Here is a 16,276-nt window from a genome sequence, read left to right on the forward strand (position 1 = left end):
ATCTCCCCCCAGCCCCGCCTGTCAGATTTCTTCCAGGGGATGGGCCTCCTCGGCCGGGCCGTCTCCCTCATCCTGCGCGACCGCCGGCTGTTCCTCCTGTCCGCCCTCTGTGCCGCCGTCACCGCCGCCGCCCTGGTGGGGCTCGTCTGGCTGTTGTGGCGCTACGCCCCCGGCGCCCTGGATTCCGTCTGGACCCGCCCGGAGAGCTGGTACGGCCGGGCCGCGTGGACCACGGTCCTGGTGTTGTCCGGCCTGGTGCTCTGGGTCGTGGGCGCCAACGTGCTGCCGCCGCTGCTGCTGGCCCCGCTCCAGGACCCCCTGTCCGAGCTGACCGAAGAGGCCTGGGGTGGCGGCTCGGGCGCGTCCTTCACCGTGGCGGGCTTCATCCGGGGGCTCGTCACCGGCATCGCCCATACGCTCGCCCGGCTGTTCTTCCTCCTCGCGGGCCTGGCCGTGCTCCTGCCCCTCCACTTGATACCGGGGGTGGGCAGCGTGCTGTGGACGGTCCTCGCCAGCCTGTACACCATGACGTGGATGGCGGGTGAGTACCTGGCCGCCCCCATGACGCGTCACCTGTATCCCTTCGCCGAGGTGCGCCGGATGCTGCGCGAGCGCCGGGCGCTGTGCCTGGGCCTGGGCGCGGGCATCTACGTGCTGCTTTGGATCCCCATCCTCAACGCCTTCTTCCTGCCCGTGGCCATCGTCGCCGGCACCCTGCTCTATGGCGGGCTGCGCGAGGCCCGGCTGCTGGCGCCCCCTCCTGGAGAGTCCACTACCGCTGCGTTGAAATAAACGGCCGAGCCGGGTGTCCAAACGGGGGTACCGGGAACGCAATGCCCACCAGGGACGTTCTGCTTCACCAGCAGAGAGGCGATGCCTTGAAGCACCTGGAGCCCGTGATTAGGCTTGCCCGGCCGCTTACAGTGTTCGTCTACTCGGTATAACCGGTCGAAATCTCAAGGCTTCTCGCCACACCCGGGGTGCCGGACAGCGCCCCAGCTTGGATGAACCAAATGCCGCGTTTCCTCCGCCGCATCACAGCCGTTGCCGTGCTCCTCGGCGCCTGGGCCCTGGTGGGCAGTGACCGGGCCCCCTTGCCGCTGACCATGGGTGCAGCCGAGGCCGGGCCAGGCTCGTGGAACGGCAGTCTTCCCGCCGCCAAAGGCGAGAAGGCCCCGCACGACCTCAACAGCCTGCGCGTCCTGACGAAGGTCATCCTGTACGTGAAGGAGAACTACGTCGACCCGAAGCGGGTGAGGCCGAAGGAGATGATGATCGCCTCGCTGGAGTACGTCGAGAAGAGCGTCCCCGACGTGCTCGTGGATGGCAACGCGGAGACGGGCAAGCTCAACGTCAACGTGAACGGCAAGCAGCGCGAGTTCGACATCGCCCACGTGGACTCGCTGTGGAAGATGTCCTTCGCGCTCAAGGACGTCTTCGACTTCCTGTCGAAGAACATGCGGCCCATCGAGGACACGCGCGACGTGGAGTACGCGGCCGTCAACGGCATGCTGTCCACGTTGGATCCGCACTCGGTGCTGCTGCGCCCGGAGCTGTACCGGGAGATGAAGCTGTCCACCAAGGGTGAGTTCGGCGGCCTGGGCTTCGTCATCCAGATGCGCGAGGGCAACCTCACCGTGGTCAAGGTGATCCCGAAGACGCCCGCGCACCGCGCCGGCATCCAGAAGGATGACCGCATCAAGAAGATTGGCGAGGAGTCCACCGTCAACATGGACCTCAACGAGGCCGTGTCGAAGCTGCGCGGCCCGGTGGACAGCCGCATCACGATTACCGTGGAGCGCGACGGCTGGGACAAGGCCCGCATCATGACGCTCTCGCGCGCCATGATTTCCATTGAGAGCGTGCAGCACAAGATGCTCTCCAACAACGTGGGCTACATCCGCCTGAAGAACTTCCAGGGCAACACCACCCGCGACCTCGAGGCGGCGCTGACGCAGCTGCGCAAGCAGGCGGACGCGAAGGGCGGCTTCAAGGGCCTGGTGCTCGACATGCGCGGCAACCCGGGCGGCCTCCTGGAGCAGGCCATCCAGGTGTCCGACACGTTCCTGTCCAGCGGCACCATCGTCGCGACGGTGGGCCTGTCCGACAAGCTGCGCGAGGAGAAGCGCGCGCGCGCCATGGACGGCGAGGACAGCTACCCCATCGCCGTGCTGGTCAACGCCGGCAGCGCCTCCGCGTCCGAAATCGTCGCCGGCGCGCTGAAGAACCTGGACCGCGCGACCATCATCGGCCGTCAGACGTTCGGCAAGGGCAGCGTGCAGGTGCTGTACGACTTCCCGGATGACAGCGCGCTGAAGCTGACCATCGCCAAGTACCTCACGCCTGGCGACGTCTCCATCCAGGAGGTCGGCATCGTCCCGGACATCCAGTTGGTCCCCACCCGCGCCACCGACGAGCGCGTGGACGTGTTCGCGCCGCGCCGCTCCATGGGCGAGGCCGACCTGGACCAGCACTTCGGCAACCCGGACTCCAGCACCGTCGCCAAGAAGCGCGAGGACGTGCTCAACCGCGAGAAGCCGCTGGAGAGCCTCAAGTACCTGAAGGTGGACGAGAAGCAGGCCCAGGCCGCCGCCAAGAAGGACGAGGGCAAGGGCGCGCCGAAGACGGCCGCCACCGACAAGAAGCACGGGGAGAAGGACCCGCTGCTGGACGTGGACGTGGCCGGCATGGGCGAGGACCTGGATGACCAGCTCGACGCCGAGGCCCAGGAGGAGATCAAGGAGGACTTCGAGGTCAAGTTCGCCCGCGACTTCGTGCTGCGCGCTCCGGCCACCACGCGCAAGGAGCAGCTCAAGCAGGGCAAGGCGTTCATCAACCAGAAGCGCGCCGAGGAAGAGTCCCGCATCAACGCCGCCATCGCCGCGCTGGGCGTGGACTGGAGCGCGGGCCCCACGCCGAAGAACGTGCAGATGGCCGTGTCGCTGACGCCGGGCCCGGACGCGAAGATTGCCGCGGGCGAGGTGATGGAGATGGCGCTGACCGCGGAGAACCGCGGCACCGAGCCGCTCAAGCGCGTGCGCGCCTGGACGGAGAGCGACAACGCCTTCCTGGACCGCCGCGAGTTCCTCTTCGGCGCGCTGGCGCCGGGTGAGAAGAAGACGTGGAAGGTGAAGGTGCGCCTGCCCAAGGACCTCACCAGCCGCCGCGATGACGTGACGGTGCGCTTCTTCGATGACCACGGCGCCCTGCCGGAGACGCGGGTGGCCGAGCTCAACTTCGTGGAGCTGCCCCGCCCCGCCTTCGCCTTCAACTGGCAGGTCATCGACGACTGCGCCACCTGCAACGGCGACGGCACCGTGCAGCGCGGCGAGGCGGTCGCCGTGCTGCTGGACGTGACGAACGCGGGCACCGGCACGGCGCTCGACTCCTTCACGCAGATCAAGAATGGCGGCGACGCCAACATCTTCATCGAGAAGGGCCGCTTCAAGCTGGGCGAGCTGAAGCCCGGTGAGACGAAGACGGCGCGCTTCCAGCTGGAGGTGAAGAAGGGCTTCAAGGGCAACACCTTCCCGCTGAAGCTGGCCATCATCGACGAGCCGCTCGAGGAGTTCGTGATGGAGAAGCTGGAGCTGCCCGTCTCCGACGCCGCGGTCGCCACGATGGAGCCGAAGAAGGGCTTCGTCCGCCTGGGCGACAAGGTGGAGCTGTATGGCGCCCCCGCGCAGGGCGCGCGCTCGGTGGCGAAGCTGAGCGGGACGACGGTGCTGCCCGCCGAGGCGGTCACCAAGGGCTATTACCGCGTGGCGCTGGAGAAGGACCGCTTCGCCTTCGTGCGCAGCCAGGACGCGAAGGAGCTGAAGACGGGCAAGGTCACCGCGCCGAAGGCCACCCTGGTCACCAACCACCGCCCGCCCGACATCCGCCTGGACGTGGATCCGGCCGCTGGCGGCCTGGTGGCCAACGGGGACAAGTTCACGCTCTCCGGCGTGGTGACGGACCCCCACGGGCTGCTGGACGTCTACGTGCTGGTGAATGACCAGAAGGTCTACTTCAAGGGCGTGGACCCCAAGGGCGCCGAGCCGAACACGCTGAAGTTCTCCACCGAGTTCGCGCTGAAGGAGGGGAACAACAACGTGCTGGTGGTGGCGCGCGAGGACAACGACTTCGCCAGCCGCCGCACGCTGGTCATCCGCCGCCGTCCGGCCGAGGTCGCCCAGAAGATGGCTACGCCCACCGGGAGCCCCTCCAGCAAGCCCCAGTAGGCGCCCCGCGCCCACCTGTGGCGCGCCGCCTCCCTTCGGGCGGCCTTTCCCGCGGGAGAGGCCGCCCGTTTTGTTGACGCTCCTCGCGGGCAGGCGTTAGCGTCCGGCGCGGTGGGCGCCTTACCGGCCGGTCGCGCGCCCTGGAGGCGGTGACTCGAATGCGGACGTTCAGTCGGTGGGTGGCCCTCGCGGCCTGGGCGTCAGGCGCGTCCGTTGTCGCTGCGCCCAATGATCTGCAAGTCGCACGGTTCGGCAACCCCGCGGGCGACAACCCGGTGGCGTCCGCCGACGCGGATTTCCAGGCCTTCGCCCGCATCATGGGCGCGGCCATCACCTCCGTGAACCTGATGCCACCGGAGACGACAGGCCACTCGGCCTGGGCCATCAACGCGGAGCTCTCCGTGGTGTCGCTGCCCGGCAGCGTGAACATCCCCACGCAGAACGACCAGCCCTCCACGGTGCTCATCCCCTCCTTCCACGCGCGCAAGGGCCTGCCCTTCTCGCTGGAGCTGGGCGGACGCGTGGGCTGGGTGGAGAAGAGCAGCCAGGTGGTGGCCACCGGCGAGGTGAAGTGGGCCGCCAACGAGGGCTTCACCTACCTGCCCGACTTCGGCGTGCGCGGACACGTGACGAAGCTGTTCGGCGCCCGGGATCTGGGCCTCACCGTCATGGGCCTGGACTTCGGCGTGGGCAAGCAGTTCCCGCTGGGCGGCATGGTGACGCTGACGCCCTACGGCGGCCTGGACCTGGGCTTCGTCGGCGCGACGTCCAGCCGCATCGACTTCAATCCGGACCGCAGCTTCGACGACTCGACGGGTGGCGACTCGCGTGAGGCGCTGGTCGACACGGCCGCGTACCGGAAGGTGTCCTTCGGCAGCAACATCAACCAGCGCATCTACGGCGGCGTGCGCTTCATCGGCGGCGTGCTCCAGCTGGGCGCGGAGCTGTCGCTGACGCGCACGGGCAGCGTCTCCTACGAGGAGAACGGCGGCACCGTGGACCGGGGCCTGCCGGCCGTCTTCGCCTTCAACACCACGCTCGGCCTGGACTTCTGAGCGCTACGCGGCGGGGTGCAGGGCCTGACGGACCGCCCCCGGCCGGTTGGTGATGAGGTAGCTGACCCCCATCCGCTCCAGGACATGGGCGCGCTGGGGGTCGTCCACCGTCCACGCCGCCACGCTCATCCCGGCTGCGCGCCAGGCGGCCACCCGCTCCGGGGTGCAGGCCTCGTGGAAGGGGTGGACCGAGTGTGACGACACGAGCGGGCTCACCCCGTAGGCCTGCAGGCTCCAGGACCTGTCCGGGTCGATGAGCAGCCCCCGGCGCAGCTCCGGCGCCGCGGCCGCCAGGCGGAAGAGACACAGCGGGTTGAAGCTGGAGACGACGGCCCGGCCCGACAGCCCGCGCCGGCGCACCAGCCGCGCCACCTGCTCCGCCAAGCCTCCGTCATTGGCGCGCTCGCACTTGAGCTCGATGTTGACCAGGAACTGCGGCGGCAGGGCCTCCAGCACCTCTTCCAACAGCGGGATGCGGGCGGGCGCGAAGCCCAGCGGCGAGCCGACGTCGGCCCGCTGGAGCTTCCACCACGGGGTGAGGCGCACCTCCCACGGCAGCCGCGCGAGCCGCTCCAGGCGCTCGTCGTGACAGACGACGACCTCGCCCGAGCCGCAGAGCATGGCGTCCAGCTCCACACCATCCGCGCCTTGGCGGGCCGCCTCGGCGAAGGCTTCCAGGGTGTTCTCGGGGGCGTCGGCGCTGGCGCCACGGTGGGCAAGCAGGAGCATGCCCTCCAGTCTGCGCGGGTGGCCACCGCCGCGCATCAGAAGTCCAACCGGCCGTGCGGCGGTGGACGCATGGCTTGCCTCCCCACGGCCTTTGCTGCACTGTGCCCTCATCATGCTGGGCCTCGGCCTCGGAGAAATCATCGTCCTCGGCTTCATCCTGCTGGTGGTCTTCTCGGCCGCCCGCATGGGTCAGCTCGGCAATGCCGTGGGCAAGTTCGTGTATTCGTTCCGCAAGGCGTCGCGCGGCGAGGACCTGGTGGATGCGAAGCCGCTGCCTCCAGGCCGCCGCAGCACCACCGACGCCGAGTTCACCGAGCCCGAGCAGCCGCGCCGCCGCTAGGCCGCTCCCCTCCCCAGGAGTCGCGGCCCGTCAGTCGTGCCCGCGCTGTCCGGGGATGCGTGACGCGGGCGCGAGCCCCAGCGCGGGCCCTGCCCCATGGCCTTCTGCGAGCAGCCGGGAGGCCTGGGCCCGCAGGGCGGGATGCAGGGCGGCGTTCGAGACGAGCTCCCTCAAGTCCGCCGTGTTGAGCAGCGGGACGATTTTCGCGCCCGTCTCCGGCGGCAGGTAGGGGTTGAAGACGAGCGCGCGCCGGATGGCGTGGCGCACGGACCAGCGCGGTGACTTCCAGATTTCGATGAGCGGCTCGGGCCGGGCCGGGCGGCGCGCGGCGATGCGGACCACCAGCTCCTCGGTGAGCCGGGGGTTGATGAGCACGTTGCGCAGGACGGTGGGATTGCTGACGGTGGCCAGGCGGGACAGGGTGTCTGGATCCCGCGTCAGGCGGGCCTGCTGCTTCAGGTGCCCGAGCGACTGGGAGAAGGCGTTGGCGTCCGCGCGGGCGGCGGCGTCCGCGTCCATCTCCAGCTTCGCGGGGCCTTGGGCGAACAGGTCCGCCACGGTGTCGAGCGACTGGACGTGCGCGAGCCGCCGCAGCGACTCCACGTGGGGGATGTGCTCGGCCTCCTGCGCTAGCGCGGCCATGAAGTCCGACAACGCGCAGGAGGCGGGCCCCCACCCCGCGCGCGAGAGGGCGATGAGGTGGCCCACCAGCTCGTTGGAGTCGAGCGGATCTCTCCAGGCGAGCTCACGCGCGGCGGCCTTGCGACGGACCTCCGCCCCGCCGCTCAAGGCGTGGATGAAGCGCGCGACAGTCCGGGCATCCTCCTGCGTGGGCATGGTGGCTCACTCCGTCCGGGGGCCGGCCTCCGCCGTCTTGGAGCGCTCGGGCTCCAGTGTCACCTCCAGCCGGTAGCCCCCTGGGTCCGAGGGGTGCTCGGGGAAGATGACGACGAAGGGGGCCTTGGCGCCGGGCGCCACGGAGACGGCGGCCTCGTCGACGCGCTGGCGCAGGGCCACCGCCGCGTCGAGCGAGCCCACGCCGTAGAGCTCCTCGGGCGTGGGCACCCCGCCCACGAGCGCCTCCGAGGAGGCCACGCGCTGGCTGCCGTCGTACAGCGCGGCGCGTACGCGGATGCGGGCGGCGGTGTCCGAATGGTTCACCGCGTCCCCTCGGACGTAGAAGAGCGATGGCCCCTCGCGCGTCTCGTACAGCCCGTTCGTCACATCCACGGCCACGAGCGGCTTCGGCGCGGGCACGAAGAGCGCGCGCAGGGCGTCCAGCGACAGGGCCGACACGTCCAGGCGGCCCTCGCGCAGATACCCCCGGCCGACCGTGCCCAGCACGGCCACCAGGGCCGCGGCCAACACGAAGTTGACGGTGGCGCCCAGCGCCTTGCGAAGCCGGCTCGACGGGCGGCTCAGCGGGATGCCCACGTCCTCGGGACGCGCGGTGGGCTTGGCCACGGTGACCACGGGCTTCGCTGGCAGCCCGTCCATGTCCAGCACCTCGCGCTGGACGCCGCTGGATGCCCCGACCCGGCCCAGGGTGACGCCAAAGGCCTCCGCGTCATCCGCGGCGGGGGGGACTTCGCCCAGCAGGGAGGCGTCTGCGGCGTCCGAAGTGCCGAACAGCGCGGCGCGGCCCGTGTCCGTGGGCAGCAGGCCGGAGTCCTCGCCGTGGCCGCCCACGTCCGAGCCCAGGTCGAACAAATCCCGGGGATTCGCGGTAGGGGGTATCGCGGCCGGCGCGTCTGCGTGGAGGTCGACGGACGCGAACGGGTCGCTCCCGACCGGCGCCGGAGCTGCCTTCCGAGCCGACGCGGCAGGTGCCCGCAGGTCAATGGCGGCGAACGGGTCGTTACCGCCCACAGCAGCCGGCGACGACGCATGGAGGTCGACCGCCACGAGAGGACCACTTCCTACTGAAGGCGACGCGGCCTTGGAGGGCTTCGCGGGCCCCGAGGCGTGGAGGTCGACCGCCGCGAGAGGCCCCTTCCCGACGGTAGGCGGCGTGGCCTTCGCGGGCACAGGCGCATGAATGTCGATGGACGCGAACGGGTCGCTGCCCACGGGCCGAGGCAGCCCGGGTGCCGCGGACGGCACCGTCGCGTCGTCGATGTCAATGGACGCGAACGGGTCGTTCTCCACCGGTGGCGGCGCCCCCGTGGTCGTCGACGGCATCGCCGCCGCATCATCGATGTCGATGGACGCGAACGGATCGTCCCCACCATAAGCAGGCGGCGCACCGCCCGGGCGCACCGTCCCGAGCGCCATGGCCGCCACGGGCGCGCCCACCGGAGGCGGCGTCACCGCGCTTCGGCCGAGCGCCTTCGCGGACGCCGACGGCGCGGCAGGCGAAGACGGCCCCAGGAGCTCCGAGAACGGGTCGGCCACCGGCGGCGCGGCGGTTCGGCGAGCACTCGCCGGGGACACGGGGGCCCCAGCAGCGGGCTCGGGGACGGGAGGCACGGAGCGGTCCTCCACGCCAGCGGGCGTGCCCGCACCTCGGGCCCCCGCCGCCCGCGCAGGTGCGCTCCCCGGACCGGGGGACGCGGGCACCGCCGCGGGTGGACGCCCCGAACGCTCAGGACCTGGAACCACGAAGGCGCCCGGCGGCGGCGCGCGCCCCACCGGCGCTTCGGGTGGACGCGCGGCGGGAGGCAGCGGCAGCGACGTGATTCGCGTGGGCTCCCGGAAGACACCGTCTTCCGAGCCCAGGTCCCCGTCCATGCTGTTCCAGTTCGACGCGGGGGGCGTGGGGCGTGCAGGCATCGGCCTGCTCGCCTCGACTCCCAGCTCGAAGTAGCCCGGCTTGGTGACGTCCACCGTCGTGGGGTCTGGAGCGACCCCAAACTGAGCGAAAGGATCCACCTGCCCGCCCGAGGAGGGGGCTGGCGGCTCGCCCGGAGGGCCGGCAGCGGCCTCGCGGGTGACCCGGAACGTGTTCTGGCATTTGGTGCAGCGGACCTTGACCCCCTTCTCGGTCACCTTCTCGTCGGGGATCTTGAACCGCGTCTGGCACCGCTCACACTTGACGATCATTCAGCAGGCCTGGCTGGGAGCAGGAGTATAGGACGACGGGGTAGACACGGCGAGCCGGGTTCACGTTGCTTGCTCGCCCCCACCCCCTCTGCTACGAGAAACGCCCCTGCGAGACTCGGGCGGGGCACGTGGCTTGATGTCGAGCCCAAAAAGGGGCGGAGAGACACATGAGCGAGGCTGAGCAAGCAGGCGCTCCGAGCAAGGAGCCGAAGATCATCAAGCGGTACACGAACCGGAAGCTCTACGACACCGTGGAGAGCCGGTACGTCACCCTTGATGAGATCGCAGCGATGATCAAGGAGGGCACCGAGGTACGGATTGTCGACAATCGTACCAAAGAGGACCTGACCTCCGTCACCCTCGCGCAGATCATCTTCGAAGAGGAGAAGAAGAAGAACCAGATGCCGCTGTCGGTGCTGCGGGAAATCATCCGCCACCCCGGCGAGTCCATCTCCGGGTTCATCCAGAAGGAGGTCTCCCCGCGAGTCGCCTCCATCCGCGAGGAGGCCGAGTCCCGACTCGACAAGCTCCTGCGCCGGGACGAGAACGCCCCCCGGGCAGAGGGTGAGCCCGAGGCCCCCGCCGCCGCCACCGAGGACACCACCGCCGCGGACGCCGCCGCCGCGGCAGCAGCGGGGCTCAGCCCGGCCGACCTGCTCAAGGCCAGCCAGCGCGCCTTCGAGGAGTGGCAGCGGCGAATCGACGAGCGCGTGAAGCACGTCGTGGAGAACCTCACCGGCAACCTGCCCGCGCTTGGCCGCGACATGGCTTCGCTCACCCAGCGCCTCGAGGAGCTGGAGAAGAAGCTGGAGCAGGCCGAGCAGCAGAAGAGCCCGCCGAAGCAGGAGTAACCGCGCGGCTTCAGGCCTTCTGTGAGGCCCGCCTCCGCTTGGGGGCGGGCTCTCCGTGCAGCTCCGCCGCGATGGCGGCCAGCATCTGTGCGCCCCGGCTGCGCGGCGCGTACTCCCAGATGGTCTGCCCGTGGCTCTGGGCCTCGTCGACCTTCACGTCGTAGCCCAGCGGCGTGGCCGCCAGCGCGTCCGGGAAGTAGGCCTTCAGGCGCTCCAGAATCGCCGTGGCCAGCGCCGTCTTCCGGTACAGCGTGGGCACCACCTTCGTGACGCGAAGGTCCGACCGCCCCTCCGCCTCGCCCACCTGACGCACGGTGTCCGCCACCTCCGCGCAGCCGTCCAGCGCCAGGTACGTCAGCGCCACCGGCACCACCACCTCGGTGGCGGCCACCAGGATGTTGCGCGTGGTGGTCCCCATGGAGGGCGGCGCGTCGAAGACGATGGCGTCATAGCCCGCCGCTTCCGCCGCGCGCAGGCGGTCCGCCAGCCGGTGGGCCCGGCGTTCGTCCGCGGCCACCACGACGGGAAAGTCCGCCATCTCCTTGTAGGCGGGCAGCACGTCCAGGCCCTCGAGGGCCGAGCGCTGGACGACGTCCTCGAAGCGCACCGACGCGTCCGTCAGCAGGTGGAACACGTTGCGCGGCAAGGTGCGCACGTCCACGCCCAGGGCCTTGCCCGCGTGGCCCTGCGTGTCCAGGTCCACCAGCAGCACCCGCAGGCCGCGCTCCTTGGCCAGCCAGGCAGCGGTGTTCACCGCCAGGGTCGTCTTGCAGGTGCCGCCCTTCTCATTGATGAACGCGATGCGCCTCATGCCTGGGCACTCCTCACCCGCGGACTACTTCTTCGGGGACTTCGCCGCCAGCAGCGTGTCGAGCTTGCCCTCGACGGACGAGAGCAGACGCTCCAGGTCGTCCACCTTCGAACGAAGCTGCTCCAGGTCCGCGGTGGACGGCAGGTTCGCGGCGGACAGGGCCGTGCGCAGCGCGCTGTCCAGGGTGCCCTTCGCCGCCAGGGAGCGTGACACCAGCGTCTGCACCGCCGACACGAACTTCTCGTTCGACAGCAGCTGCTGCGCCAGCTTGCCGATGCGCTCCTCGCCCGTCTCCACGAGCTTCTTCATCACCGGGTTGTTCTTGAGCATGAAAACACGCGTCCTCGCGAGCAAGGCCCTACCGGGCCGTCTGGAAGTCTTGAAGAAAACGCCGCACTCTGCGAGGGGGCAACGCGACGTGTCAAGCAGCGCAACAAGCCGAGGCCAAACGCGTTGACTCCCGTGAACACGATTCCTACGGTTCGCCGCTCTCATTCTATGGCCGGACTACTCGACAAGCGCCTGTGGATCGTCTCCGGCAAGGGCGGAGTCGGCAAAAGCACCGTCGCGGCGGCTTTGGCCCTGCGCTCGGCGCGTGCGGGCAAGCGCACCCTGGTGTGCGAAGTGAACACCCAGGAGCGCGTCAGCCGCTTCCTGGGGCGCCCCGAAGCCGGGCCCGAAGTGGCCCAACTGGAGCAGAACCTCTGGGCCGTCAACGTGCGGCCCCAGGAGGCCATGCGCGAGTACGGCCTCATGGTCCTCCGCTTCGAGACCCTCTACAAGACGGTCTTCGAGAACCGGCTGGTGCGCCAGTTCCTGCGCTTCATCCCGTCCCTGCAGGAGCTGGTGCTGCTGGGGAAAATCATGTTCCACCTGCAGGAGAAGCTCCCGGACGGGCGCTGGCGGTTCGACACCGTCATCATGGACGCGCCGGCCACCGGCCACGCCATCTCCTTCCTCAGCGTGCCGCAGGTGCTGATTCAGACGGTGCCGCCGGGCCCCATGGCCCGCGAGGCCCAGAAGATGCGCGACCTCCTGGTGGACCCGGCGGTGACGGCCGCCGTGCTGGTGGCGCTCCCCGAGGAGATGCCGGTGAACGAGGCGCTGGAGCTGCACGCGGCGCTGCGGGACAAGGTGAGCCTGCGCACGCACGCGGCGGTGCTCAACCAGTCCTTCCCGGAGCGCTTCACCGAAGCGGACCTGGAGGCCCTGGGGGGCCATCCGGAGCTGCTCGCCGTGGCCCAGGCGCACCACGACCGCGCGGCGCAGGCGGTGCTCGCCGGGACGAAGCTGGAGCGCAACCTGCATGCGCCCGTCTACCCCGTCCCCCGGCTCTTCACGCCCGAGTTCGGGCGCAAGGCGATTGAACAGGTCATGGAGCACCTCGAACCTCTCGTGACGGGGGCGGCGTGAGCACCACGGCCCTGTCGCCCGCGCTGGCGGGCAAGCGCGTCCTCATCTGCGTGGGCTCCGGCGGCGTGGGCAAGACGACGGCGGCGGCCGCCCTGGCCCTGCGCGCGTCGGTGGATGGGCGCTCCAGCCTGGTGTGCACCATCGACCCGGCGCGGCGGCTGGCCAACTCGCTGGGCCTCACGGCGCTGGGCAACGCGGAGACGCCCGTCCCCGCCACCGCGCTGGAGCCGCTGGGCGTGCATCCTCGCGCGCAGCTGTACGCGATGATGCTGGACATGAAGCAGACGTGGGACGAGCTCATCACCCGCGTCGCCTCGCCCGAGCAGCGCGAGCGCATCCTGTCCAACCGCTTCTACCAGTCACTCTCCACGGCCCTGGCGGGGAGCCAGGAGTACATCTCCATGGAGAAGCTGTGGGAGCTGCGCCGCGGCAGCAACTACGAGCTCATCGTCCTGGACACGCCGCCCACCGCGCACGCGCTGGACTTCCTGGACGCGCCCAACCGGGTGCTGGACTTCCTGGACAACGACGCGGCGAAGTGGCTCCTCACCCCGGCGCTCAAGGCCGGCAAGCTGGGGATGTCCCTGTTCAACCGCGGCGGCTACGTCATGCGAGGCCTGGCAAAATTCACCGGCACGGAGATGCTCCAGGAGCTCTCCAACTTCATGCTCGCCATCTCCTCGCTCAACGAGGGCTTCCGCGAGCGCGCCCGGGGCGTGCGCCAGCTGCTGGAGGACCCGAACACCGGCTTCGTGCTGGTGACGAGCCCCCACCCCGAGCGCATGGACGAGGCCATCCACTTCCACAAGATGCTCACACAGCACCGCATGGAGGTGGTGTCGCTGGTGGTCAACCGCGTGCACCCCATGCCCACGGAGGCGCTGTGGGCGGACGCGGCCACGCTGACGCCCAGCCGCCGCGCCAAGGTGGAAGAGACGCTGCGCGAGCAGCACATCATGGCCGAGCAGGACCACACCGGCATCGCCCAGCTCCAGGCCGCCTGTCCGGGGGTCCCCATCATCCAGGTGCCCCGCTTCGCGATGGATGTGCACGATATCTCCGCCCTGTGGCGTACCGGACGCTACCTGATGGGCGACGAGACACTCGGCTGACCCCGGCCAGGGGCCCACAGGCTTCGGGCCCGCCGCCGCGTTTTCCTGTTTCGCACAGTGCTTGTGCGAAACCGCCGCACTTCTTCAGTCCAGCCGTCCGCGGGAAGCAGGCGGCCGGGGAAGCGCGCACGGGTCGGGCGCATTAAGCTGGCGTGCCCGGTGACGGGGCTGGGAACCCCGCGGTGCCCTGCGCTGTCCGGGGGGGAGCCGGTCCAGGAGGAGGATGTGGTGAACGGGAGAGCGCTGAAGCAGAAGCCTGTCAGCCGGTGGTGGTGGATGGCCGCGCTGGGCCTTGTCGTCTCCGGGTGCCGGACGACGGGCTCCGCCGCGCGGGAGGAGCCGCGGGCGAAGGCGCCCAAGCAGGAGCTCCACTTCGACGCGGTGACGGTGACGGCGGACCTGGAGCTGGACAAGCTCAACGACGAGGAGCTCTTCGCGGGCGGCACGTCGGCCTTCGCCGCGAACGACTTCCAGCAAGCGGCGCGCTACTTCGGCCGGCTCGTGGACTTCTTCCCCGACAGCCGCCACCGCCGCGCGGCGCTCTACAACGCGGGTCTGGCCCACCAGCGCCTCAAGGAGTGGGAGGAAGCCGGTCACCGCTTCTCCGAGCTGTCGGACCCGGCCAAGGGCCAGGGTGACGCGTTGGACGCGGCCTTCCGCGTGGCGGAGGTGGACTACCACCTGGAGCGCTACGAACAGGCCTCGAAGCTGCTGGGCATCATCGTCGCGCGCGAGGACCTCCCCCTCAACCGCCGCCTCGAAGCGCAGGTGCAGCAGGGAATCTGCCAGTTGGAGAGCGGCTCGCCGGAGACCGCCGAGGTCACCCTGCGCAAGGCGCTCTCCACCTACGACGCCCTGGAGGACAAGGGCGAGGTGGATGACTACTTCCCCGCCCAGGCCCACTTCTTCATCGGCGAGCTGTACCGGCTCCACTACGACGGCGTGAAGCTGGACCCGGCGAAGGGCGCGGACGCGCTCGCCCAGGACCTCAACTACAAAGCCGAGCTGCTCCTGTCCGCGCAGGGCCACTACCTGCGCTCCATCCGCGTGGGCAACGGCTACTGGGCCACCGCCGCGGGCACGCAGATTGGTTCGTTGTACGAGAACCTCTACGAGCACATGGTGAACTCGCCCGCCCCCGCGGAGCTGGATGCCAGCGAGGCCCAAATCTACCGGCAGGAGCTGCGGAAGAAGATTCGGGTGCTGCTCACCAAGTCCATCAACATCTACGAGCGCACGTTGGAGACGGCCGAGCGCATCGGCTCGCAGAGCACCTTCGTGGACCGCACGCGTGAGAGCCTGGCCAAGGTGAAGGCCCTGCTGCTCGCGGACGCGGAGGGCGAGCCCGCGTCGACGGCGCCTTCCTCCGAGGCCGAGCCCCATACCTGAGCGTGGCAACGCCCCTGGCTGGGCAGGCCAGGGGCGCGCGGCGTAGCCTGGGGCTTCCATGGAGCCCCTCTTCACGCCCGAGCAACTGGCGGAGATTCACGCCTTCCACCGGCCCTATTACATCCGGGCCGCGGTGGGGCCCTTCGCCAACCTGGCCCTGATGCTGCTCATGTTGGGCGTACTCGTCCAACCCCTCCACCGCCTGGCCGTGGCGGCCGCCGCGGGCCTGGAACGGCGGCTCGGCTTCCTCCGGACGGCGCCAGTCACCCGCGCCTTCTTCCGCGCCATGAACAGCCTGTGGGGCGAGCCCGGCTGGGGCGCGGCGGTGCTCTTCGCCCTCTTCACGGACCTGGTCGTGTCGCTCATCTACCTGCCCGTGGACGTCTGGTTCAGCTACACGCTGGAGCACCGGCACGGCATGTCCACGCAGACGCCCGCCACCTTCGCCTACGACATGGTCAAGGCCCAGCTGCTGGCGTCCTTCGCCATCTCCGCGCTCGTCATCGGAATGTTCGGCCTGGCGCGCAAGCTGCGCCAATGGTGGCTGGTGCTGGGCGTGCCCGTGGCCCTGCTGCTCCTCGTCTCCGGAGCGCTGGACCCGTACCGCAGCCGGCTCTTCTTCGACCAGAAGCCGCTGCCCGACGGCCCCCTGCGCACCCGCATCGTGGACCTCATGGAGCAGGCGGACATCGCCTTCGCCGATGTCCTCGTGGAGGAGACCTCCGTCTCCTCGCGCCGGCTGCAGGCCTACTTCGCCGGGCAGGGCCCCACGCGCACCATCGTCCTCAACGACATCATCCTCAAGGAGCTCTCCGAGGACGAAGTGCTGGCCGCGGTGGCCCACGAAGCAGGCCATGTGAACGAGTCGAAGTGGCCCGCCCGCATCGCCTCATCGCTGGTGCTGGTGGCCCTGCTCTTCGCGCTCGACCGCCTCTTGCGCCTGTCCGCGTCGCGGGGGTGGTTCGGCGCCCCCCACTTCGCGGACATCCGCAACCTGCCCCTCATCTCCCTGGTCTTCTTCCTCCTCGTGCTGACGGCCAGGCCCATTTCGGGCGCCTTCTCCCGGGAACGGGAGCGCGAGGCGGACCGCTATGCCCTGCGGCTCACGGGGGACGTGGACGCCTTCCGGCGCATGCTGGTGAAGGCCGCGCGCGTCAACAAGATGGACCCCGCTCCCCCCCGCTGGGTCGTCCTCAAGGGCATGAGTCATCCGCCCATCGGCGAACGGATTGCCTCGCTTCCCACGCCCTGAAACAGCGGTCGACAGGTGGGCTCTCCCCACCTCTTCCGGCCACGCCTCCTCCCCGAGCC

General features: G+C 70.0%; 14 protein-coding genes. 9 read left to right on the forward strand and 5 right to left on the reverse strand.

The features are described from left to right. The 3 genes from HV824_RS30235 to HV824_RS30245 all read left to right on the forward strand — a co-directional run. The coding region (locus tag HV824_RS30235; RefSeq protein WP_255208463.1) for an EI24 domain-containing protein at positions 1–792 on the forward strand (792 nt) is incomplete at its 5' end. A gap of 212 nt (positions 793–1,004) precedes the next feature. Next, complete coding sequence (locus tag HV824_RS30240; RefSeq protein WP_176416924.1) at positions 1,005–4,223, forward strand: MXAN_5808 family serine peptidase; 3,219 nt, start codon at positions 1,005–1,007, stop codon at positions 4,221–4,223. Positions 4,224–4,381: 158 nt separating this feature from the next. Further along, positions 4,382–5,278, forward strand: coding sequence for a hypothetical protein (locus tag HV824_RS30245; RefSeq protein ID WP_176416923.1), 897 nt, complete (start codon positions 4,382–4,384; stop codon positions 5,276–5,278). A 3-nt stretch (positions 5,279–5,281) separates the two neighbouring features. Here HV824_RS30245 and HV824_RS30250 read toward each other — a convergent pair whose 3' ends face one another. Then, the gene (locus tag HV824_RS30250) at positions 5,282–6,007 is read right to left on the reverse strand and encodes a glycerophosphodiester phosphodiesterase (protein WP_176424827.1); all 726 of its coding nucleotides are present in this window, start codon (positions 6,005–6,007) and stop codon (positions 5,282–5,284) included. Between the two features lie 112 nt (positions 6,008–6,119). On the opposite strand from HV824_RS30250, the gene HV824_RS30255 reads away from it, so the two are divergent. Then, a complete protein-coding gene (locus tag HV824_RS30255; RefSeq protein ID WP_043611634.1) occupies positions 6,120–6,347 on the forward strand; it encodes a twin-arginine translocase TatA/TatE family subunit in 228 nt (75 codons plus the stop codon). A 30-nt stretch (positions 6,348–6,377) separates the two neighbouring features. Here HV824_RS30255 and HV824_RS30260 read toward each other — a convergent pair whose 3' ends face one another. Both HV824_RS30260 and HV824_RS36945 read right to left on the reverse strand, forming a co-directional pair. Continuing rightward, on the reverse strand, positions 6,378–7,184 hold the full coding sequence (locus HV824_RS30260; protein WP_176416921.1) for a hypothetical protein: 807 nt from the start codon (positions 7,182–7,184) through the stop codon (positions 6,378–6,380). Between the two features lie 6 nt (positions 7,185–7,190). Then, entirely contained in the window at positions 7,191–9,389 is a 2,199-nt protein-coding gene (locus HV824_RS36945) for a zinc-ribbon domain-containing protein (RefSeq protein WP_217917875.1), read from the reverse strand. Between the two features lie 167 nt (positions 9,390–9,556). Between HV824_RS36945 and HV824_RS30275 the strand changes: the two genes are divergently transcribed. Continuing rightward, positions 9,557–10,240, forward strand: coding sequence for a polyhydroxyalkanoate synthesis regulator DNA-binding domain-containing protein (locus HV824_RS30275; RefSeq protein WP_176416919.1), 684 nt, complete (start codon positions 9,557–9,559; stop codon positions 10,238–10,240). A gap of 10 nt (positions 10,241–10,250) precedes the next feature. On the opposite strand, the gene HV824_RS30280 is transcribed toward HV824_RS30275, so the two are convergent. Then, positions 10,251–11,051 (reverse strand): ParA family protein, encoded by an 801-nt coding sequence (locus HV824_RS30280; RefSeq protein WP_176416918.1) that lies wholly within the window; start codon positions 11,049–11,051, stop codon positions 10,251–10,253. Between the two features lie 24 nt (positions 11,052–11,075). After that, positions 11,076–11,381 carry a hypothetical protein gene (locus tag HV824_RS30285; protein ID WP_163783245.1) on the reverse strand — a complete coding sequence of 102 codons (306 nt, stop codon included), beginning with the start codon at positions 11,379–11,381 and terminating at the stop codon, positions 11,076–11,078. A 168-nt stretch (positions 11,382–11,549) separates the two neighbouring features. Between HV824_RS30285 and HV824_RS30290 the strand changes: the two genes are divergently transcribed. The 4 genes from HV824_RS30290 to HV824_RS30305 all read left to right on the forward strand — a co-directional run bounded on the left by HV824_RS30290 (position 11,550) and on the right by HV824_RS30305 (position 16,217). Further along, a complete protein-coding gene (locus tag HV824_RS30290; protein ID WP_176416916.1) occupies positions 11,550–12,464 on the forward strand; it encodes an ArsA family ATPase in 915 nt (304 codons plus the stop codon). Further along, complete coding sequence (locus HV824_RS30295; RefSeq protein ID WP_176416915.1) at positions 12,461–13,576, forward strand: ArsA family ATPase; 1,116 nt, start codon at positions 12,461–12,463, stop codon at positions 13,574–13,576. The genes HV824_RS30290 and HV824_RS30295 overlap by 4 nt, the downstream gene beginning before the upstream one ends. Before the next feature lie 276 nt (positions 13,577–13,852). Beyond that, complete coding sequence (locus HV824_RS30300) at positions 13,853–14,965, forward strand: tetratricopeptide repeat protein (protein ID WP_176424829.1); 1,113 nt, start codon at positions 13,853–13,855, stop codon at positions 14,963–14,965. A 58-nt stretch (positions 14,966–15,023) separates the two neighbouring features. Further along, entirely contained in the window at positions 15,024–16,217 is a 1,194-nt protein-coding gene (locus HV824_RS30305) for a M48 family metalloprotease (RefSeq protein WP_176424828.1), read from the forward strand. The last annotated feature ends 59 nt before the right edge of the window (positions 16,218–16,276 follow it).

This window comes from Myxococcus sp. AM009, assembly GCF_013372605.1.
Lineage (GTDB): Bacteria > Myxococcota > Myxococcia > Myxococcales > Myxococcaceae > Myxococcus > Myxococcus vastator.